This is a genomic window from Pseudoduganella sp. R-43 (assembly GCF_049913255.1).
In the GTDB taxonomy this organism is placed as follows: Bacteria; Pseudomonadota; Gammaproteobacteria; order Burkholderiales; family Burkholderiaceae_D; genus Rugamonas.
This window is the reverse complement of record NZ_CP183988.1, coordinates 4946804-4967507: the sequence shown is the minus strand read 5'-3', so window position 1 is coordinate 4967507 and position 20704 is coordinate 4946804. Positions and strand designations below refer to the sequence as shown.

The 20704-nt window shown below is 60.7% G+C and carries 21 protein-coding genes; 16 read left to right on the top strand and 5 right to left on the bottom strand.

The window, feature by feature from the left end; translation table 11 throughout:
• Positions 1 to 40: 40 nt before the first annotated feature.
• Both cyoB and cyoA read right to left on the bottom strand, forming a co-directional pair.
• On the bottom strand, positions 41 to 2044 hold the full coding sequence (gene cyoB / locus ACN9M3_RS22535; protein WP_426318685.1) for a cytochrome o ubiquinol oxidase subunit I: 2004 nt from the start codon (positions 2042 to 2044) through the stop codon (positions 41 to 43).
• A gap of 2 nt (positions 2045 to 2046) precedes the next feature.
• A complete protein-coding gene (gene cyoA / locus ACN9M3_RS22530; protein ID WP_426162872.1) occupies positions 2047 to 2988 on the bottom strand; it encodes a ubiquinol oxidase subunit II in 942 nt (313 codons plus the stop codon).
• A 221-nt stretch (positions 2989 to 3209) separates the two neighbouring features.
• Here cyoA and ACN9M3_RS22525 point away from each other — a divergent pair, with 221 nt between their 5' ends.
• From ACN9M3_RS22525 to ACN9M3_RS22510, 4 genes are read left to right on the top strand one after another with little or no spacing between them, the layout of a single operon-like run.
• A complete protein-coding gene (locus tag ACN9M3_RS22525) occupies positions 3210 to 4517 on the top strand; it encodes an MFS transporter (RefSeq protein WP_426323828.1) in 1308 nt (435 codons plus the stop codon).
• A gap of 39 nt (positions 4518 to 4556) precedes the next feature.
• A complete protein-coding gene (locus tag ACN9M3_RS22520; RefSeq protein WP_426318684.1) occupies positions 4557 to 5135 on the top strand; it encodes a helix-turn-helix domain-containing protein in 579 nt (192 codons plus the stop codon).
• Positions 5136 to 5148: 13 nt separating this feature from the next.
• Entirely contained in the window at positions 5149 to 5415 is a 267-nt protein-coding gene (locus ACN9M3_RS22515) for a type II toxin-antitoxin system RelE family toxin (RefSeq protein WP_426318683.1), read from the top strand.
• Positions 5399 to 5731, top strand: a complete 333-nt coding sequence (locus ACN9M3_RS22510) for a helix-turn-helix domain-containing protein (protein WP_426318682.1) — start codon at positions 5399 to 5401, stop codon at positions 5729 to 5731. Before ACN9M3_RS22515 ends, ACN9M3_RS22510 begins: the two co-directional genes overlap by 17 nt.
• On the opposite strand, the gene ACN9M3_RS22505 is transcribed toward ACN9M3_RS22510, so the two are convergent.
• Positions 5732 to 6028: a hypothetical protein gene (locus ACN9M3_RS22505; RefSeq protein ID WP_426318681.1), complete on the bottom strand. Its 297-nt coding sequence runs from the start codon at positions 6026 to 6028 to the stop codon at positions 5732 to 5734.
• Between the two features lie 172 nt (positions 6029 to 6200).
• Here ACN9M3_RS22505 and rpsO point away from each other — a divergent pair, with 172 nt between their 5' ends.
• The 12 genes from rpsO to ACN9M3_RS22445 all read left to right on the top strand — a co-directional run bounded on the left by rpsO (position 6201) and on the right by ACN9M3_RS22445 (position 18100).
• A complete protein-coding gene (rpsO, locus tag ACN9M3_RS22500; RefSeq protein ID WP_130311226.1) occupies positions 6201 to 6470 on the top strand; it encodes a 30S ribosomal protein S15 in 270 nt (89 codons plus the stop codon).
• A 182-nt stretch (positions 6471 to 6652) separates the two neighbouring features.
• Positions 6653 to 8773, top strand: a complete 2121-nt coding sequence (pnp, locus tag ACN9M3_RS22495; protein WP_426162862.1) for a polyribonucleotide nucleotidyltransferase — start codon at positions 6653 to 6655, stop codon at positions 8771 to 8773.
• 338 nt (positions 8774 to 9111) lie between these two features.
• Entirely contained in the window at positions 9112 to 9342 is a 231-nt protein-coding gene (locus ACN9M3_RS22490; RefSeq protein WP_426318680.1) for a hypothetical protein, read from the top strand.
• A gap of 144 nt (positions 9343 to 9486) precedes the next feature.
• Complete coding sequence (locus tag ACN9M3_RS22485; protein WP_426318679.1) at positions 9487 to 12714, top strand: type VI secretion system Vgr family protein; 3228 nt, start codon at positions 9487 to 9489, stop codon at positions 12712 to 12714.
• Complete coding sequence (locus tag ACN9M3_RS22480) at positions 12714 to 13262, top strand: hypothetical protein (RefSeq protein WP_426162856.1); 549 nt, start codon at positions 12714 to 12716, stop codon at positions 13260 to 13262. The genes ACN9M3_RS22485 and ACN9M3_RS22480 overlap by 1 nt, the downstream gene beginning before the upstream one ends.
• Positions 13252 to 14940: a LysM peptidoglycan-binding domain-containing protein gene (locus ACN9M3_RS22475; RefSeq protein ID WP_426318678.1), complete on the top strand. Its 1689-nt coding sequence runs from the start codon at positions 13252 to 13254 to the stop codon at positions 14938 to 14940. Before ACN9M3_RS22480 ends, ACN9M3_RS22475 begins: the two co-directional genes overlap by 11 nt.
• Positions 14941 to 14943: 3 nt before the next feature.
• Positions 14944 to 15402: a hypothetical protein gene (locus ACN9M3_RS22470; protein ID WP_426162852.1), complete on the top strand. Its 459-nt coding sequence runs from the start codon at positions 14944 to 14946 to the stop codon at positions 15400 to 15402.
• Positions 15402 to 15869 (top strand): hypothetical protein, encoded by a 468-nt coding sequence (locus ACN9M3_RS22465; RefSeq protein WP_426318677.1) that lies wholly within the window; start codon positions 15402 to 15404, stop codon positions 15867 to 15869. Before ACN9M3_RS22470 ends, ACN9M3_RS22465 begins: the two co-directional genes overlap by 1 nt.
• Positions 15870 to 15890: 21 nt before the next feature.
• Entirely contained in the window at positions 15891 to 16154 is a 264-nt protein-coding gene (locus tag ACN9M3_RS22460) for a PAAR domain-containing protein (RefSeq protein ID WP_426162848.1), read from the top strand.
• Between the two features lie 111 nt (positions 16155 to 16265).
• Positions 16266 to 16613 (top strand): hypothetical protein, encoded by a 348-nt coding sequence (locus ACN9M3_RS22455; protein ID WP_426318676.1) that lies wholly within the window; start codon positions 16266 to 16268, stop codon positions 16611 to 16613.
• A complete protein-coding gene (locus tag ACN9M3_RS22450) occupies positions 16610 to 17491 on the top strand; it encodes a helix-turn-helix transcriptional regulator (protein ID WP_426162844.1) in 882 nt (293 codons plus the stop codon). The genes ACN9M3_RS22455 and ACN9M3_RS22450 overlap by 4 nt, the downstream gene beginning before the upstream one ends.
• Before the next feature lie 84 nt (positions 17492 to 17575).
• On the top strand, positions 17576 to 18100 hold the full coding sequence (locus ACN9M3_RS22445; RefSeq protein WP_426318675.1) for a YbhB/YbcL family Raf kinase inhibitor-like protein: 525 nt from the start codon (positions 17576 to 17578) through the stop codon (positions 18098 to 18100).
• On the opposite strand, the gene ACN9M3_RS22440 is transcribed toward ACN9M3_RS22445, so the two are convergent.
• Entirely contained in the window at positions 18072 to 19280 is a 1209-nt protein-coding gene (locus ACN9M3_RS22440; RefSeq protein WP_426318674.1) for an acetate/propionate family kinase, read from the bottom strand. The genes ACN9M3_RS22445 and ACN9M3_RS22440 overlap by 29 nt on opposite strands.
• Positions 19277 to 20683, bottom strand: a complete 1407-nt coding sequence (locus tag ACN9M3_RS22435; protein ID WP_426318673.1) for a bifunctional enoyl-CoA hydratase/phosphate acetyltransferase — start codon at positions 20681 to 20683, stop codon at positions 19277 to 19279. Before ACN9M3_RS22435 ends, ACN9M3_RS22440 begins: the two co-directional genes overlap by 4 nt.
• Between the last annotated feature and the right edge of the window lie 21 nt (positions 20684 to 20704).

The window sequence follows — 20704 nt, the reverse complement described above, 5'->3', positions numbered from 1 at the left end:
CGCGCCGTGCGCACCTGCCTTGGCAGGATCAAGAACCATTTCAGACATTGGCGGCCTCCAGGGTACGGGTGCGCTCGGCTTCGGTCACAACGACTTCTTCGGCCGGGATGTAGTAATCGCGCTTGTAGTTAAAGGTATGGATGATCGCGGCGCCCACGGTGGCCACCAGGCCGAGCACAGCGAAGATCCACATCTGCCAGACCAGGGCGAAGCCGGTCGCGGCGCTCAGGCCGGCGATGACGAAGCCGGCAGCGGTGTTCTTCGGCATGTGGATCGCCACGAAGTCTTTCACCGGGCGCAGGTAGTTCTTGCGCTTCATGTCGGTCCAGGTGTCGTTGTCATACACGCGCGGGGTGAACGCGAAGTTGTAGTCCGGTGGAGGGGACGAGGTCGACCACTCCAGGGTACGGCCATCCCACGGATCGCCGGTCACGTCGCGCAGGGCAGCGCGGCGGCGGAACGACACGTAGAACTGGATCAGCATGGAGCCGATACCGCCGGCGATCAGGACGGCGCCCACGGCAGCCACCTGGAACCAGATCTGCAGCGAAGGATCTTCGAAGTGGCTCATGCGGCGGGTCACGCCCATCAGGCCCAGCACGTACAGCGGCATGAAGGCGAGGTAGAAGCCGACCACCCAGCACCAGAAGGAGACTTTGCCCCAGAACACGTCCAGCTTGTAGCCGAAGGCCTTCGGGAACCAGTAGTTAATCGCAGCGAACACGCCGAACACTACGCCGCCGATGATCACGTTGTGGAAGTGGGCGATCAGGAACAGCGAGTTGTGCAGCACGAAGTCCGCAGGAGGAACAGCCAGCAGCACGCCGGTCATGCCACCGATCACGAAGGTGATCATGAAGGCGATGGTCCACATCATCGGCAGTTCGAAGCGGATGCGGCCGCGGTACATGGTGAACAGCCAGTTGAAGATCTTGGCGCCGGTCGGGATCGAAATGATCATCGTCGTGATGCCGAAGAAGGAGTTCACGCTGGCGCCGGAGCCCATGGTGAAGAAGTGGTGCAGCCATACCAGGTAGGACAGGATGGTGATCACCACGGTCGCGTACACCATCGAGGCGTAGCCGAACAGGCGCTTGCCGGAGAAGGTCGACACGATTTCCGAGAACACGCCGAACACCGGCAGCACCAGGATGTACACCTCAGGGTGGCCCCAGATCCAGATCAGGTTCACGTACAGCATGGAATCGCCGCCGAAATCGCTGGTGAAGAAGTGGGTACCGAAGGTGCGGTCCAGCGACAGCATGGCCAGCACGGCGGTCAGTACAGGGAAGGTCACCACGATCAGCACGTTGGTGCACAGCGAAGTCCAGGTGAAGACAGGCATCTTCATCAGCTTCATGCCTGGCGCGCGCATCTTGACGATGGTCGCGATCAGGTTGACCCCTGAGAGCAATGTCCCGACCCCCGCCACCTGCAGGGACCAGATGTAGTAATCCACCCCGACGTCAGGGCTGGCCAGGATGCCGGACAGCGGCGGGTAAGCCAGCCAGCCGGTTTTCGCGTATTCGCCGACGAACAGCGAGACCATGGTCAGGCCGCCGCCGAATGCGGTCATCCAGAAGGAGAAGTTGTTCAGGAACGGGAAGGCCACGTCGCGCGCGCCGATCTGCAGCGGCACCACGTAGTTCATCAAGCCGGTCACGAAAGGCATCGCCACGAAGAAGATCATGATCACGCCGTGGGCGGTGAAGATCTGGTCGTAGTGGTGCGGAGGCAGGTAGCCCATCTGGTCGCCGAAAGCGATGGCCTGCTGCAGGCGCATCATCAGCGCGTCGGCGAAGCCGCGCAGCAGCATGACCAGGCCCAGGATCATGTACATGATGCCGATTTTCTTGTGGTCGATGCTGGTGACCCAGTCGCGCCACAGCGGGCCCCACAGGCGGTATTTGGTCATGGCGCCCATGACGGCCAGGCCGCCCAGGACCACCATGGTGAAGGTGGCGACCAGGATCGGCTCATGGTACGGGATCGCGTCCAAGCTCAGCCGGCCCAGCAGCGGGTGGAGGGTGGTTTGGTTTTCCATATTCAGTTCTTGCGAGGAGTAGATACGAGGGCGACCTGCTTGGCTTCAGCGTAGGTATCGCTTGGCGTGCAGATGCGCGCTTCCATTTCCTTCTTGGCGGCCACGGCGCGTACACGGGCGGCATCGTCAGCCATGGTCTGGCTGGCGCAGGTCGAACCAGGTTCGACGCAGCGGTTGATGATCGCGGTGTAGAGCGCGTCTTCAACCGCGCCATAACGGCGCACAGGTTCGCGCTCGCTTGGCTTTTCGAGGGCCAGGTAGTCGGCGCGGTTCAGGTTGCCGCCACCAGCCTTGGTCTTGGCGACCCAGGCGTCGAAGTCGGCGGTCGACACGCCGTGGTACTTGAAGCGCATGTGCGAGAAGCCCGCGCCGCTGTAGTTGGCGGAGAAGCCTTCATAGGTGCCCGGCTTGTTCAGCACCGCATTCAGGGTGGTGTCCATGCCCGGCATGGCGTAGATCTGGCCGGCCAGCGCCGGGATGTAGAACGAGTTCATCACAGTCGACGCGGTGATCTTGAAGCGGATCGGGGTGTCGATCGGGGTCACCAGTTCGTTGACGGTGGCGATGCCCTGTTCCGGGTAGATGAACAGCCATTTCCAGTCCATGGCCACCACTTGCACCACCAGCGGCTTGTGGTCGGCTGCCAGCGGACGCTTTTCGTCGATGCGGCTCAGTGGACGGTAAGGATCCAGCAGGTGGGTGCTGATCCAGGTCAGCAGGCCGAGGACGATGATGATCATCAGCGGGGCGCCCCAGATCACCAGTTCGAGCTGGGTCGAGTGGTCCCAGTCCGGGGTGTACTTGGCGTTGGTGTTGCCTTTTCGGTAACGCCAAGCGAACAGCACAGTCAGCGCGATCACCGGTACGATGATCAGCAACATGAGCAGGGTCGAGATGGTCACCAGGTGAGCCTGTTGCGAGGCAACGTCACCGGCGGGGTTCATAACGATGGTATTGCAGCCTGAAAGGCAGACGGCTGCGAGGAGGAGAAGTAATATAGGCATGCGCAAGAAACAATGTCCTAAGTCAAGAATCTTTCTATTTTGAGGGGTCTGGACAAGGCGCGAAATTGGACATATTGTCCTACCAGCAGGTTAGATAACAGTAATAAACACCGGTGATATCTCTCAACCGGTGAGAAACAGGAGACTGAACCATGCAGAGTATGTCCGCACCAGCCCACGGTATTCCGATGCGGCCATCCGATTCGAGCGACCAGCACATTGCCCCCGGCGAAATTGCCGTGGGCGTGGTGATTGGCCGGGCTTCCGAATATTTCGACTTTTTTGTTTATGCCATTGCCTCCGTCCTGGTCTTCCCGGCGGTGTTTTTCCCGTTCGCCTCCAAGCTGGACGGGATGCTGTATTCCTTCGTGATCTTCTCATTTGCATTTTTGGCAAGGCCGCTGGGGACGGCGACCTTCATGGCGATCCAGCTGCGGTTCGGGCGCGAAACCAAGCTGACGGCGGCGCTGTTCCTGCTGGGCGCCTCGACAGCGGGCATGGCCTTCCTGCCGACCTACGGGCAAAGCGGCCTGGGCGCGCTGGCCTTGCTGGCCATGCTGCGTTTCGGGCAGGGCATTGCCCTGGGCGGCTCCTGGGACGGCCTGCCGTCGCTGCTGGCCCTGAATGCACCGAAAGAGAAGCGCGGCTGGTACGCGATGCTGGGCCAGCTCGGCGCGCCGACCGGCTTCATCATCGCGGCGGGCCTGTTCTCCTTCCTGTTGTCGAGCCTGTCGTCGGAAGACTTCCTCGACTGGGGGTGGCGCTATCCGTTCTACGTCGCTTTCGCGATCAACGTGGTGGCGCTGTTTGCCCGCCTGCGCCTGGTATCCACCAATGAATACGCGCGCCTGCTGGAAGAGCGTGAGTTGCAGCCGACCGATATTGGCGAGTTGTTCAAAACGCAAGGCCGCAACGTGGTGATTGGCGCCCTGGCAGCGCTGGCCAGCTACGCGCTGTTCCACCTGGTGACCGTATTCCCGCTGTCCTGGATTACGCTGTATTCAGAGCGCTCGGTCAGCGAGTTCCTGGTGATCCAGATTGGCGGCGCATTCCTCGCAGCAGCCTGTATCGTCGCATCGGGATGGATCGCTGACCGTATCGGCCGCCGCCGCACGCTCGGCTCGCTGGCTGTGCTGATCGGCGTGTTCAGCGGCTTTGTTCCGCTGCTGATGCAGGGCGGTGACGCAGGGCAGACCATCTTCATCCTGCTCGGCTTCGCGCTGCTGGGCCTGTCGTATGGCCAGGCAGCCGGCGCCGTGACCGCCAATTTCGAGTCCCGCTTCCGCTATAGCGGCGCAGCGCTGACGTCGGACCTGGCCTGGCTGGTCGGCGCCGCCTTCGCCCCGCTGGTCGCGCTGGGCCTGTCGGCGCACTTCGGCCTGGCCTATGTCAGCCTGTACCTGCTGTCCGGTGCCGCCGGCTCGCTCGCCGCCCTCAGCCTGAACCGCGCGCTGGAGATCAAGGACTGAGATCGCGCGAAACGCCATCCTTGAACGGGCCGCCCAAGGGTGGCCCGTTTGTTTTCGGGCGAATGTCGGGTTTTTGTCGTGGTCGGCTGGGTGATCCTGAAACAAATCCGAATCAGCCGAAACCTGTCGCAGGAACAATTGGCCCAAATGTCCGGGCTCAACGTGCGCACGACTCAGCGGATCGAAAACGGGCAAAACGCCAGCCTGGAATCATTGAAATGTCTTGCCGCCGTGTTCGAAGTTGATGTTTCCACCTTAAAACAGGAGAAATTTATGATCGACAAAAGCTCGGATCACTGGCGGGACCTGCCAATCCATTTGAAGTGCTTCTTCTGGTTCAACTTGATGCTGGAGCAGCCAGCACGGCAGGCGGCGCGCCGCGCCCTCATTGCAAGCCATCTCAGCGGCTACCTTGGCTGTCTGGTTGGCCTTTATAGCCCTGCAGGACTGGTTGGCGGCCTGATCATGCTCGCGAATGCCTACTTGTTTCATCTCATTTTGTGGCAGGGCGACAAATACGGTATCTGGCACGACCAAACGGAGGGGGGCTTGAGTCGGCGCAATAGGGAATGTCGTCTGCAATATAAGCTTTTGTTCAACGATATAAGGTTTTTTTGAACGAAAGCCTATAATGATCTCAACCCCAATTGCGATAGTCTGGCAAGCCAGGGCGAAACGCCAGCTTTCAAAGTTGGGTAAGACTGACCAGGTGTTTATTTGGCGCGAAGTCGGGGCTTTGGCGACGTTGCCGTGGGGCGCGAATGTGATTGTCCTGAAAACGCATCAGTATGGATTTCGATTGCGGGCAGGGCGCTACCGCATATTGTTCGATTTTGACGGCAGGCTGCGAGTGGTCAGCATTGAAGAAGTGAAGAAGCGCGATGAACAAGCCTACTAACGTGCAGATCATAAACGGCCCGGATGGTCGCCCTGCGTTCGCAGTGATCCCTTACGAAGCTTACTTGCGTTCGCGCAAGGACGAAGAAGAGGTGGCAATGCCGCACGAAGTCGTCGGCATGATTGTCCTGAATGGCTGGAGTCCAATTCGCGCCTGGCGCGAGCATCTCGGGGTGACGCAGCAGGAGATGGCTGAACGGCTCGGCATTTCACAGCCTGCATTCGCACAGCAGGAATCCTCTGCGCGGCCACGCAAAGCTACCCGTGAACGCGTCGCGGCTGCACTTGGCATCTTCCCCGAACAGCTTTTGTTCTGATTAACGGAAGAAGCCGCGCTCTTCTTTTTCGAGGTCGGGGCCGCTCATGGTTTCGCGCACCACGCCCTGGCGGTCCATCATGATGTGCATCATCGAATCCCATACGCCCGATTCCTTGTAGCGGTAGCTCCATACATTCAGGTCGCGCAGCTGCAGGTAGGTACGCTCGTCTGGCGGGCCGTACAGGCGCAGCAGGTCGGCCTGGGTGGTCACGCCGAGCTGTATCGGCTTGAAGCTGTCGTTGCCGCGTTGCCAAGTGGGTGGGGCGACGGCGCAGGCGCTTAATAATAATGACAAAAATGCAACGCGAAGAGGTGTTTTCATGGCTGATCGTGTGTGGCGGTAGCTTTCGACCCTTATTCCGGTTATACTCCCGTGTCTGGCCATCCGGCCGGATTTTTATATTAAACGTAATTCACGATGTGCAGGGTTCCCAAGACTCCGTGCATCGCATGTGAAAGGTAAGAAAATGACCGTTGAAAACATCAACAAGTCGGCCATCATCGCCGACAACGCTCGTGGCCAAAACGACACCGGCTCCCCAGAAGTGCAAGTTGCTCTGCTGACCGCTCGCATCAACGAACTGAACACCCACTTCAAAGAGCACACCAAGGATCACCACTCCCGTCGTGGCCTGATCAAGATGGTTAACCGTCGTAAGTCCCTGCTGTCCTACCTGAAGAACAAAGACGCAAACCGTTACCGCGACCTGATCGCTAAACTCGGCCTGCGTAAGTAATTCTTGCGTTACCAGGTTTAAACGAGAAATGCCTGCGCCAGTTCGCTGCCGCAGGCATTTTGGTTTTTTAAACCCTTAGTTTTATTGCAGTAAAGCAGTATGGCGGCCTCCTGGCCGTCCGTGGTGAGGTGCTACGACAGCTCCTGAAAATCTGTCGGCTAAAGAGAAAGAGGGATAAACCCATGTTTAACAAAGTAACGAAGACCTTCCAGTACGGCCAACACACCGTGACGCTGGAAACCGGCGAAATCGCTCGCCAGGCATCCGGCGCGGTAATGGTATCGATGGATGACACCGTCGTACTGGCAACCGTGGTGGCGCGTAAAGACGCAAAACCAGGCCAGGACTTCTTCCCACTGACCGTCGACTACCTGGAAAAGACCTACGCAGCGGGCAAGATCCCTGGTGGCTTCTTCAAGCGCGAAGGCCGTCCTTCTGAAAAAGAAACCCTGACTTCCCGCCTGATCGACCGTCCGATCCGTCCTCTGTTCCCAGAGGGCTACATGAACGAAGTCCAGGTGATCGTACACGTGCTGTCCGTGAATCCTGAGATCGATCCGGACATCGCTTCCATGATTGGCGCGTCCGCCGCCCTGTGCGTCTCCGGTGTGCCATTCAACGGCCCGATCGGCGCTGCGCGCGTCGGCTACAAAAACGGCCAGTACATCCTGAACCCGACCGCTTCCCAGCTCAAAGACTCCCAGATGGACCTGGTGGTCGCCGGTACCGAATCCGCCGTGCTGATGGTGGAATCGGAAGCGCAGCAGCTGTCCGAAGAAATCATGCTGGGCGCCGTCGTCTACGGCCACGAGCAGATGAAGGCCGTGATCGACGCAATCCATGAACTGGTGCGCGACGGCGGCAAGCCTGAGCAAGTGTGGACTCCACCTGCCAAGAACGAAGCCCTGATCGGCCGCGTTGCCCACTTCGCCGAAGCGAAGATCAACGCCGCTTACCAGACCAAGGACAAGCAAGCCCGTACCGACAAGCTGCGCGCCATGTCGGCCGAAGTGATGGCCGACCTGGCTGCCGAAGCTGCCGCACACGGTGCTGACGCTCCTGACTCGGTCGAAGTCGGCAACATCCTGTTCGAAATGGAAGCGAAGGTTGTTCGTTCCCAGATCCTGCAAGGCGAGCCACGTATCGACGGCCGCGACACCAAGACCGTGCGTCCGATCTCGATCCGCACCTCGGTCCTGCCGCGCACTCACGGTTCCGCCCTGTTCACCCGCGGCGAAACCCAGGCACTGGTCGTAGCGACCCTGGGCACCGCCCGCGATTCGCAGAAGATCGATGCGCTGATGGGCGAGTACACGGACGACTTCATGCTGCACTACAACATGCCTCCGTTCGCCACCGGCGAAACCGGCCGTGTTGGTACGCCTAAGCGCCGCGAAATCGGCCACGGCCGCTTGGCCAAGCGTGCACTGGTTGCTGCTTTGCCGGCACCGGAAGACTTCTCGTACTCCGTGCGCCTGGTGTCGGAAATCACCGAATCCAATGGTTCCTCTTCGATGGCTTCCGTCTGCGGCGGCTGCCTGGCACTGATGGACGCCGGCGTGCCGATGAAAGCGCACGTGGCCGGTATCGCCATGGGCCTGATCAAGGAAGGCGGCCGCTTTGCCGTGCTGTCCGACATCCTGGGCGATGAAGACCACCTGGGCGACATGGACTTCAAGGTAGCTGGTACTGCCAACGGCATTACCGCGCTGCAGATGGACATCAAGATCCAGGGCATCACCAAGGAAATCATGCAGGTTGCACTGGCACAGGCCAAAGAAGGCCGCCAGCACATCCTGGGCGAAATGCAGAAGGCCATGCCGACTGTGAAGACCGAACTGTCCGACTTCGCTCCGCGCCTGATCACCATCAAGATCAACCCTGAGAAGATCCGTGACGTGATCGGCAAGGGCGGCGCCGTGATCCGCGCGCTGACCGAAGAAACCGGCACCCAGATCGACATCAGCGACGACGGCATCGTCACCATCGCTTCGGTCGACGCAGCTGCCGGCCAGGAAGCCAAGCGCCGTATCGAAGAACTGACCGCTTCCGTGGAAGTGGGCAAGTGCTACGACGGTACCGTGCTGAAGCTGCTGGACTTCGGCGCCATCGTCCAGGTCATGCCTGGCAAGGACGGCCTGCTGCACATCTCGCAGATCGCCAACGAGCGTGTGAACGCCGTGGCCGACTACCTGAAAGAAGGCCAGCAAGTGCGCGTGAAGGTCCTCGAGACCGACGAGCGTGGCCGCCTGAAACTGTCGATGAAAGCTGCCGCTGAAGAAGCTGCTGCCGCTGCACAGTAATCAGCCAAGCTGACAAGAAAAGCCGCCGGTGCGAAAGCCCGGCGGCTTTTTTGTTACCTTTGGTGAGACTTTGCTTGCATCTGGCAAGTTATGATCCAGCGGTCTGACAGGGCAAATATTATGATCGCATCGACACCACCTTCAAAGCGCGTGCTGGACCTGCTTGTGCCACGTATGACGGAGCTCGGCTACAAATACGCGAAAACGGGGCACCGGTTCCGAAGGCCTTTCGCGCATGGCATAATTGAATTCCCTCTCGACTTTGATGCCCGAGCTGGATTGCTGACAGTTACTGCAGGCTCTTTCGTCCACTTCACCAAGCTTGAGGCGCTGATTTTGTGTTCGATGCCTTGCGCCGGAAGCAACCGGCGTACAGGTACGTCTACGTATCTCGATGGAGGCTCGCGCTGATCCTGGTATTGGTGCGTATGCTGGGCGACGATCCGGCTGAACTTTATGCGATCGCCGATGCCTATGATGCTTATGCTCCGCCGGAGCTTGCCCGCAGATGGATGGCGAAGGTTGACAGCCTCTATCAAGCATCACCTGCCGACTTTCGGCTGGGCTAGTCCGCTGTGGAAACTTGGAAGTTGTCAAAAAATATTACAAAGATTCAATCGTGCGCAGGTCGAGCGCTGCTATAATTCCACGCGGAAACTTGCATTATTTGTAACTAGTGAGGGATTGCCGAGAGCAGTCCGAGGAAATTCCGCATGCGTAGCCTGTCGCAAATCTTATCCGAGCTGCCGTTTGGACGGCAAAACAATCGTATCCTGCGCCTGTCGTTCCCCAATAACGACGGCCCGCATTCCCTGCTGCTGGCAAACCGGCTGGAAGCGGACGAGGGCCTGTCGCGCGATTTCGAATATACCGTGGAGGTGCTGGCCGAAGATGCCAGCATTGCGCTGAAGGACGTGCAAGGCAAGCTCGTCACCATTTCGCTGGTGCGCGGCGATGGCAGCATGCGCTACTTCAACGGCTACGTATTCGAATTCCGCCTGGTGAAGACCGATGGCGCCATCGCCTTCTATTCGATGGTCCTGCGGCCCTGGCTGGCCTACCTGAAGCTGCGGCGCGACAATTACCTTTTCCACGGCAAGACCCTGCGCCAGCAGTCGGAAGAGGTGTTTGCCGACTACGGCACGCATCCCGATTGGAGCTGCCGCGTGCAGGGCGCTGACGAGGCCATGACCATGGCCTGCCAGTTCGATGAGACCGATTACAACTACCTGCACCGGCGCTGGGAAGCGGCGGGCTGGCATTATTGGTACGAACATAGTGAACGCGGCCACACGCTGGTGCTGTCGGACGATTCCAGCCAGGCCGCACCGATTGACGGCGGCAATCCTGGCGTGCGTTTCCAGCGCCACGGAGGCGCGGCCGAAGAAGACGGCATCGGCGACTGGTCGCCGGTGCGCAGCATCGTTTCCAGCAAGGTGGCGCTGTCGGCGTTCGACTTCAAACAGCCGGTACCAAGCCATGTCGACCTGCCCACGCTGAACCAGCAGGGCGATGTGCTGTCGATGGAGAGCTATGAGTATGCCGGCGCGTACGGCGTGCGGAACCGCAAGGATGCGGAAGCGCTGGCCTTGCTGCGGATGGAGGAAATTGAAAGCCGCGGCAAGCATATCGAGGCCAAGGGCAACAGCCGCTACCTGATGCCGGGCCGCTGGTTCCGCCTTTCCGAGCATTTTTCCGCGGATGCGCACGGCGCTTCGGACGACAAGCTCGAATTCGTGGTGATCAGCGTGCACCATTCCGCCACTAACAACTATCTTCAGCAGTCCGAAGGGATTTCCGAATACAGCAACCAGCTGACCTGCATACGCAAGACGGTGCACTGGCGTCCGGGGCGCGGTTTTAACAGCGAACAGGCCAGGATCCATGGCCCGCAGACCGCCATCGTGGTCGGCCCTTCCGGGCAGGAAGTCCATACCGACGAACATGGCCGCGTGCGCGTGCAGTTCCATTGGGACCGCGTTGGCACGCATGACGAGCAGAGTTCGGCCTGGGTGCGGGTTGCCTCGAGCTGGGCGGGCGGCAATTTTGGCGGCATTTCCTTGCCGCGCATCGGACAGGAAGTCATCGTACAGTGGCTGGACTCGAATCCGGACCGTCCCATCATCACGGGCCGCGTCTATAACGGCGAGAACATGTCGCCCTGGGAACTGCCGCACCAGCATGCGCTGTCCGGCATCCGCAGCCGGGAGCTGAAGGGCGCCGGCGGCGCCGGCGGCCGCAACAACCACCTGCTGATGGACGATACGGCTGGCCAGATCCAGGCCGTGCTGTCCTCCGACCATCACCGCAGCCAGCTTAACCTGGGCTACCTGACGCGCGTGCTCGACACCTCCGGCCGCAAGGACCACCGCGGTGAAGGCTTCGAGCTGCGTACCGATGGCTGGGGCGCAGTGCGCGCCGCCAAGGGCGTGCTGGTCACGGCCTGGGGCCAGCCGGTGCAGGATAGCGGTACTACCCAGCAGGACAATACCGAGGGCGCCGACACCTTGCGCGCCGTGCTGGACAGCGCAACCATGCGCAGCCAGGCGGCCGAGATGGCGACCGAGCAGCGCGGCGAGCAGAAAAACTCGCACCGTGGCCTGAAGAACCAGAAGGCGCTGAACGAAAACGCCTGGTCGCTGACCAAGCCGCTGGTCTTCATTTCCGCGCCGGACGGCGTGGCCGCCAGTACGCCGAAGAGCATCGTGCATGCAGCCGGTGAAGACCTGGGCTGCTACGCCGCGGGCAATGTCGACATGACGTCCGGCGAACAGATGTCGTTCAGCTCGGCCAAGGGCATCCAGCAGCACGTCGAGCGCGGCAGCATGGTGACCGCCATCAGCCACGGCAACCATTACCTGCACGTGCAGGACGGGAAGGTCGAAACCGTGTCGCAAAAAGGCATGGTCTTCGAGGCCAAGACCGGCGATATCGTGCTGAAGACCAAGGGCGGCAGCATCGTCCTGACCGAAAGCGGCGAGATCCTGATCAAGGGCGCCAAGGAAACCCACGAAATCGCCGGCACTCTTGAACTGGGCGCAGCCAAGGTGGTGAACCAGGGCTCGGTGAAGTCGGCGCCGGTGACCGAATTCTGGGGCAAGATGAACGTCGGCAAGTTCAGCCAGCAGGTGGTGCTGCGCGATGCGCTGTACCTGGCGGCGGGGGCGGCGGCCGGCTACGCCTACAAGATCCTGGCGAAGGATGGCTCCGTGCTGCAGTCCGGCAAGCTGGATGAGGAAGGCAAGACGGCGCGCGTGTTCACCGAGGACATGGAGGAACTGCAGGTCGAGATCGACCGCAATAACGGTAAGTGGGAATTCCTGGAAGACGTCAAGCACGACCCTGAGATGGACGAGGAAGTAGATGATGCGTTGACCGAGAAGGTAAAGACGCCGGTTGGTGTTGGCGTGCTGGCGTCGAAGACGCAGATTTCGGTGGAACATGCGAAAAAGCTGTTCATGCCTGACGGCGAAATCGATATCCGCGCCGAAGCGCTGGCGCTGCTGGGCCAGAAGATCGGCATGCCGCCTTCGACCATCGTGCACATCCTGAAGCGCAGCGACAATATGAAGGATGCGGTTATTGGACTCGGCACGGAGCGCATGGTGCAGGCGGCGCAGGAAGGCTTGGTCGACCTGGTCGAACGCAAGGTCAACCATTCAGCCGCGAGGCTGGTGGCCATGGTCACGCGCGACTGGCGCGGCGATGGCGAACTGCCGCGCGACGTGTCGTCGATCTTCGAAGAAGCCGCCGCCAAGCGCGTGCGCGACATGGCCAAAGTGATGGAGCGCGCCACGTCCGGCTGCTTCGGCATTGACGACGACCTCGATGCGTTGTCGCTGTCCGACCTTGACCTGATTGAGCTGGACGCGCCGCCAGCCGATTTGCGTCCGGAAGAAGACGCACCAAATTCAATTCCACCTGTTCGTGAGGCCTCATAATGAAAAACAATTTGATCCTGGGTTTGTTGTTGTCCGCCTGCCTGGTACAGGCCGCGCTGGCCGAATCCAAGCCGGCGTTGCGCCAGCGCGTCGCGGCGCTGCAGTGCGTTGACCGCAAGATCGAGCTGAAAGCAAGCTGCTACAAGGAAGTGGGCTATCCTGGCTTGTCCTGCACCAGCCAGCGCCTGAGCATTAGCGACGGCGCCAGCGGGCGTGAGCTCGGCGGCCAGTCATTCAAGGCGGAGCCGTTGCAGACTGGCGATTCCTATCCAATCATCGCTGACAAGGTCGGTGATGTCGTCTGTGCCGAAACGCCCGCCAAAGAGAAAGTCATCGTGGTTTCGATGTCGAACGGCGGCAATTGCGCGCAATGCGAATGGGCCGACGTGTATAGCTGGGACGGCAACCTGATCGGCTCCAATCGCGACAAGAAAAAGAACCCCGCGGTGGGCGAAGCGGTGAAAACCGCCTTCGACAAGAAAGTGAAGAAGATAGGGCAGGGCAGCCTGTTCGACGTTTATATCGAGAGTGCGTTGAATGGCCATTGATTACAACGTCTTTTACACCCAGAAGAAGGGCGCGGCGTACAAAGACGAGCAAGTGAAGTCGTACTCGCATTACAAGGAGCCGGTCGACCACAGCCCGGGCAGGCTGGCCGGTAATTCCCGCATCTGGGGCGATGCATCGCTTGCCGTGCAAAAGCAGGTGATTGACAAGCTGATCGCCGCTGCCAAGGCCAAAGGCCTGAACGTGCGCCGCACGGCTTTGCTGCTGGCGACGGCTAAAATCGAATCGGGCTTCAATCCCGATGCCGCTGCCGGCACCACCTCGGCCAGCAGCCTGGGCCAGTTCGTCAACAAAACCGGCAACTTCTATGGCCTGGACAATAGCAATCGATTTGACACGAATGCCAACGTCAAGGCCTTGTTGGAGCATTTCCTTGACAACGAGGCGCTGGCCAAGAAGCGGAAGAAGCCTGATGTCTGGTGCTACAAATACCACCATGATGGCCCGAGCGGCAATTATGGCGGAGAGGGCCTGGCTACCGGAAAATTTGCCAAGCTGGCCGATCTCTACGAAAAGGCGCTCGACGTCGGCCATGCGCTGAGCATTGTCGACGCAGCCGGCAGTCCGATTGCCGATGCGACCATTCGGGTGGAGCAGAACGGCAAGTCGAAGATCATGAAGTCCAACGAGCATGGCTTGCTGCCGACCTTCCTTGCGTCGCCTGACTTCGGGCCGCTGACCGTCTTCATCCAGAAAACGACCGATGAGTTCAAGGAACTCGGCCAGCTTGCGATCGACAAACTGAACTCCAGCTGGACGATCGTCGCGCCGAAAGAGCGCGTACCGGTGAAGACTCACCTGCACGAGGACAAGGCTGCAGCGCCCAAGACCCCAGGCATGCACGAGGTGAAAAAGGGCCAGACGCTTTCGTCCATCGCGCGCCTTTACGGCACGACCTACCAGGTCCTGGCCAAGATGAACAACATCGACAAGCCATACCTGCTGCATCCTCACCAGATGCTGAAAGTACCTGATACTAAAGGCAAGCCGGCGCAGCAGCATGCCAAGCCAGCACAACCGGCAGCGCCAGCAGCGGCGGCATCTGCACCGACGAAGCCGGCCGGCTCTGCCGGTGCAACGGGCGGTGCGCAAGCAGCGGCTTCCAATAAGCCCGCTACCCCTCCGGCCGCGGCGTCGCCGGCTGCAACCAAGCCGGTCGTGAAAGAAGATCGTAGCGCTGAATCAAAGCATCCGGAAGCGACCGTCATCAAACCGGCAGCATCGAGCAGGATTGAGATTGCAATTGCTCATGCAATGAAACATAAGCATCCTAAATCCATCCACTACTGCTTGATGTATGTAAAAAGAGCTCTGGTGGCCGCAGGGTACTTCAAGTACCCAAGTTGCGAGCATGCCAAGGACTTTGGGCCGGTTCTAGCAAAGAATGGCTTCAAGAATCTGTTGGAAACGACGCCGGGAATCAATCTTAAAACCGCGCCGTACGGCTCGATCGTCATATACGCCCCAATTGAGAAGCAGGTTACCAGCGCTGGCAAAGTAATCTCCGGGCATATCGAGATCAAGCATGCGGGAGGTTTCGTCAGCGACTTTAATGAAATTGACCCATGCTATCGTACGGATTACATCACGATGGTTTCGCCTGTGAGCGGCAGTTACAAGGTCCGGTTCAAGGTAACGGGAATTTGGTATTTGGAGTAAGAGATGCGAAATATGAAAATAGTTCTGAAGGCCGGCTTGACGCTGTTGGCCGCGTTCCAGTTTGCGCCAGCATTTGCAGGAGAGAACTATTCGCCGTTTGGCTTGAGCTGTACACGCGGCGGCGAGCCTGGCGAAGAGGTGAAAAAGGTCAGCGCAAGCCTGGACCAGCGTTTCAGCGCCATCTGGGGCAAGGATTGGGTGTATCAGACGCTTCCAACCAAGCGTATTGACCCGAAGGCGATGGAAGAGATTGCAAGCATCGCAGGTTGCGCTGCCATGTTGGACCGTTCTGCATGCTCGAACTTCTTTGATCCCGAATTCGGTGGCAACCTTACGGTGTTTACCGCTTTGGGCAGCAAAGCACCGATCCGCAAACAGTTTGATGAAGCTATCGCGGCATTGCCATCGGTCGAAGCACGAAAAGCCGCCCAGTACTGCGTCAAGCTTGTCGGAAAAAAATAGTGCACAAGACGGTATTGACACAGGCTGGCCTGGCGATTTTGCTCGGCTGCGGGGTTGCACAGGCATTCGCGGGCGAGGGGTATTCCAATGGTGGGCTGCGTTGCGTGGCCGGGCCGAACGGCGTGCCTGCGGAAGAGGATGTCAACAAGGTCGGGGAAATCCTGCGTCAGCGCTTCGACACTGTCTGGGGCAAGGATAAATGGATCGGCAAGCCGATTTCCTCCAAGCGCATCGACCCCAAGGCCATAGAGGAGATTGCGGCAGTTTCGGCCTGCGGGGCCTTGATGGACCAATCGTCCTGCTCGACTTACTTTGACCCGGAGTTTGGCGGGGAGCTGGCCATTTTCATGAGCGTGGGCACCAAGGTGCCCGTCCGTCAGCAATTCGATGAGGCCATCGCTGCGTTGCCTTCAGCGGAGGCGCGCAAGGCTGCGCAATACTGCGTCAAGCTCGTTGGAAAAAAATAGATTATCAGGAAGGGTAGCAGGATGAGTCGTCCAGTGATTCGCATTGGAGATAAGACGTCGCATGGCGGGGAGGTCAAGACCGGCAGCTCCAACTTTGTCGTCGACGGCAAGGGGGTGGCGCGGCTGGGCGATACGGTGAGTTGCCCGTTGCATCCAAGCGAAACCACCATCAACAGCGGCAGCGAAACCTACATCACCGACGGCAAGCCAACTGCCCGCGACGGCGATACCACTGCCTGCGGCGCCACGCTGATTGCCAGCCAGACCAGGTACCTGATCAAGTAGGCCAGGTCTTGGTTTCGTTGGGTAATTTGTTGGATGGTGACTATTGAATAGATTTGGCCGTCATCGGCAATGGCATTCTTCCGCCTTCGCAGAATTACAAAGGAAGAAGTAGTGTTCATCATGTTTGGCTGGGTCAAGGAACGAAAAGAGGTCGGCCAGGCGCTTACCTGTCATTGCTATCGCTGCCAGTGCACGCGTATGTGGGAGCATTGGAAAGAGACGGAGTGGGTGTCGTTCTTTACGATCAAGACGATTCCATTCCTGTCCAAGTCCTACCTTGTATGTTCGGCATGCCGGGAACCTGTCGCCGTTGACAGTGCGCGCTCAAGGTTCATTGGGAGTGTGGCAAACGAGCAGCGCCTCGCTGCATTCCTGGACGAGCATCAACTTGCGCTGAAGACGCCAGTCCAAAGAAGCTATCTTCTGGCGCAGCGAGAACAGGATCAACGGTGCGAATGAAAGGCCGTCAGCGCCTCAGCCATGAATGGAACCAGCAAGCGCTAATCCATGCAGCGAGGACGCTGCAAGGGGCAGGGCGGGTTCTGCCGTTCTCGGTGTATTCGTCGGTCAAGGAGCAGAAGATCGTCAATGTGCCGATCATCAGGCCGATGCTGATCTGCGTGCTCGACGGCAGCAAGCGCTTGGGCAGCAAGGGCGAGATTGTTTGTCCGCGCGGCAGCTTTATCGTGCTGTCGAACCACCCCAGCATCAATATGCGCAATATCCCCGGGGATGGGGAATACCTGGCGCTGATCGTGGAGTTCGAACACGATGATTTCGATTGCCTGCCGCCGAAGGCCGCCAGGACCGTGCCGTTTGTGCAGGGCGAGATAGGCCCGGTATTTGAAAAGACCTTGCAGCAGTTCGTTGAATGGGCCGCCTTCGCGCCGCAGGCGATATGGGCTGCGCGCCGGCGTGAGATTCTTCAGCTGATTTACCACCTGGGCCATGTCCAGGTCAGCGCTGTCATGGAACCGCCCAGCCTTAGCCATCGCCTGCACAGCATGATTTGCGTGGAATTCGGCATTGAGATGGGTGCCGACGTTCTTGCATCCCGTCTCGCGCTCAGCGAGTCCACCCTGCGTCGCAAGCTGGCAGCGGAAGGCACTACTTTGCAGGCGATCAAGGATCGGGCAAGGCTGGGCCATGGCCTGCACCTGGTGCAAACAACATTTGAGCCAATCGGACGGGTTGCGGAAAGGTGCGGTTACCAGTCCCAGTCGCGCTTTACCGACAAGTTCAAGCAATTCTTCGGCATCACGCCGTCCGAACTACGCAAAACAAGGATGCGCGACGAAGACCGAGCGTTACTGCGTCGTCTTCCCACGAATGACTGATTAAGGCGAAACTCTGGCTGGTTTCGGACTAAACCGCTTTTCGGTTGCTGCTTACCATGTGCGTTCTTCAACACGGGAGCACATATGCGACACCTTATTTTTGCAGCACTGCTGGTATCCAACTCCGCGCTGGCGGGATCGCTGACCCTGGCCAGCACCGACATCGCCGACGGCAAGTTCATGGCCAAGGCCCAGGAATTCCAGGGCTTCGGCTGTAGCGGTGGAAACCAGTCCCCGCAACTATCCTGGTCCGGAGCGCCGCAAGGCACGGCGGCTTTCGCCATCCTGGTCCATGATGCCGATGCGCCGACTGGCAGCGGCTGGTGGCACTGGCAGCTTGTCAATATTCCGAAGGATGTGACTTCGCTGCCGGCGGGCGCGCTGGCTCCTGCGGGCAGCCAGCAGATGCGCAACGACTACGGCGCGAAGGGGTTCGGCGGCGCATGCCCGCCATCGGGGCACGGCGTGCATCACTATCGGTTCACGGTGCATGCGCTGTCGCAAAAACTCGACCTTCCCGAGGACGCATCGGGCGCACTGACCGGTTATATGGTCAGGGCGCACTCGCTCGGAGCGAGCACTATCGAGGCCCTGTACCAGCGCGATTAAGCCCGAGGATGGCGCGGCCGTGGCGCGCGGCGATCCATTCTTCATCGGTAGGTTCGACTGCCACCAGTGGTCCGGCGCCGCAGCTGATCAGCGGGGCGTTGCTGCGGTTGGCCGCGTCATCGATCTGCACGCCGAGGAAGCCCAGCGCGGCGCAAATGCGGCGGCGGATCTCGGCATTGTGCTCGCCAATGCCCGCTGTGAAGACCAGCATGTCCAGGCCACCCAGTACCGCGCACAGGGCGCCGATTTCGCGCACGATGCGGCGCACGTACAAGGCCAGCGCGTCGCGTGCACGCGGAGACTCCGCCTCTTGCTCCAGCAGCAGGCGTGGATCGGCGGCGATGCCCGATACGCCCAGCAGGCCTGACTCGTGGTACAGCAAATGGCCGACTTCGTGCGTGCTCAGGCCTTCGATATCCATCAGGTAGAGCAAGGCGCCGGGGTCCAGTGCGCCGCAGCGCGTGCCCATCATCAAGCCGTCCAGGGCGGAAAAGCCCATGGTGGTGGCGACGCTGGCCAGGCCCTGCATCGCGCACAGGCTGGCGCCGCTGCCCAGGTGGGCGGCGATGGTGCGGCCCTGCGCTGCGCCGCCGTGCCGCGCTGCCAGCGCGAGCGACAGGTATTCGTAGGACAGGCCATGGAAGCCGTAGCGCCGCAAGCCGCGCTCCCACGCCGCGTAGGGCAGGGGCAGCATTTGTTCGACCACCGGCAGGGTATGGTGGAAGGCGGTATCGAAGCAGGCGACTTGCGGCAGGCTGGGGTGGCTGGCGAGCAGGGTCTCGATCGCTTCCAGCGCAAAGGGCTGGTGCAGCGGCGCCAGCGGGATGTAGCTGCGCAGGTCGGCCAGCACCTGCGCGTCCAGCAACACCGGCGCGCTGTACTTGAGGCCTCCGTGCACCACCCGGTGTGCAATGGCTGTCAGCGTTTCACCAGCGCCCTGCAGGCGTTGCGCCAGCTGCGCCAGGATGGCGTCCAGTGCTGCGTGGTAGGGTTGTTCGCCGCCGGCCGGCAGCGCACGGGACGTGGCGCCCGGCAGGTCCAGCGTTGGCCGGGGACCGGTCACGCCGTCGACTTTGCCATGCCATAGTGCCTTCGCGTCCAATCCGGTTTCCCCGGCGTCAAAGAGGGCGAACTTGATGCTCGACGATCCGCAGTTCAGTACCAGGATGCGTGGTGTCATGGCGGGGTCGCCTCATACTGGCGGGCCAGCAGCAGGGCCACGGCACAGGAAGCGAGCCGGCTTTCGCAGCTGTCGGCGCGGCTGGTCAGCACGATCGGCAGGCGCGCGCCGAGCACCACGCCGGCGCTGTTGGCACCGCCCAGGTATTCCAGCTGCTTGGCCAGCATATTGCCGCTTTCCAGGTCGGGAGCGACCAGCACGTCGGCTTGCCCGGCTACTTTCGACACGATGCCCTTGATGCGCGCCGCTGCCGGCGATACGGCATTGTCGAAGGCCAGGGGCCCGTCCAGCAGGGCGCCGCTGATCTGGCCGCGGTCGGCCATCTTGCACAGGATCGCGGCGTCGAGGGTGGCCGGCATATGGGGGTTGACGGTCTCCACTGCGGCCAGGATGGCCACGCGCGGCGTGGCGACGCCGATGGCGTGCGCCAGGTCGATGGCATTGCGGATGATGTCGGCTTTTTCTTCCAGCGTCGGCGCGATATTGATGGCGGCGTCGGTCACGATAAAGGGACGAGGATAGGCCGGGGTCTGCATCAGGAAGCAGTGGCTGATACGGCGCTTGGTGCGCAGGGCCGGGCAGCCGACCACGGCGCCCATCAGTTCATCGGTGTGCAGGCTGCCTTTCATCAGCAGCGCCGCATCTCCCTGCACGGCAAGTTCGACTGCGCGTGCAGCGGCCGCATGGCTGTGCGGCACATCCTCGATGCGGCAGCCGCCCAGGTCCAGGCCGGCCTGCCTGGCCACGGCCTGCAGTTTTGCTTGCGGCGCCACCAGGATCGGCGTGATCAGGCCGGCGGCCTTCGCGTCGAGCGCAGCGCCCAGGCTGGACTCGTCGCAGGGATGGACCACCGCGGTAGCCAGCGGGCCGAAGCCGCGTGCATGCGCCAGCAGGGCCTGGATTTCGCCGCCGCCGGGCATGAGGCGCACCTCCGGCAGCGTGGCGCGGGGACGGGCGATTGCTTCAGTGGGCGCGATCACATCGGCTTCCCCCGTGATTACGGCCACGCCATCCTGGTTGATGCACTGGCAGGCCAGCTTGAGGCGCTTGCGCGCTTCGTCGCGGGCGGTGACGGTGACGCTGGTGGTTAGCGTGTCGCCAACGCGCACCGGAGCGGTAAATTTCAGGGTCTGCCCGAGGTAGATGGTGCCAGGGCCCGGCAGGCGGGTGCCCAGCACGGCCGAGATCAGGGCGCCGCCGAACATGCCGTGTGCGATCACGCTGTGAAAGCGCGTGTTGGCGGCGAAATCCTCGTCCAGGTGCTGCGGGTTGGCGTCGCCCGACAGCACGGCAAAGAGCTGGATGTCGGCGCTCGTGAGCGTGCGCACCAGCGTTTCGGTGTCGCCCACGGCAATGTCGTCGAAAACGCGGTTGCGGATGGTGCTTAAATCGTCTTGTAGCATGGTGGATTCCCAGGTCTTCGA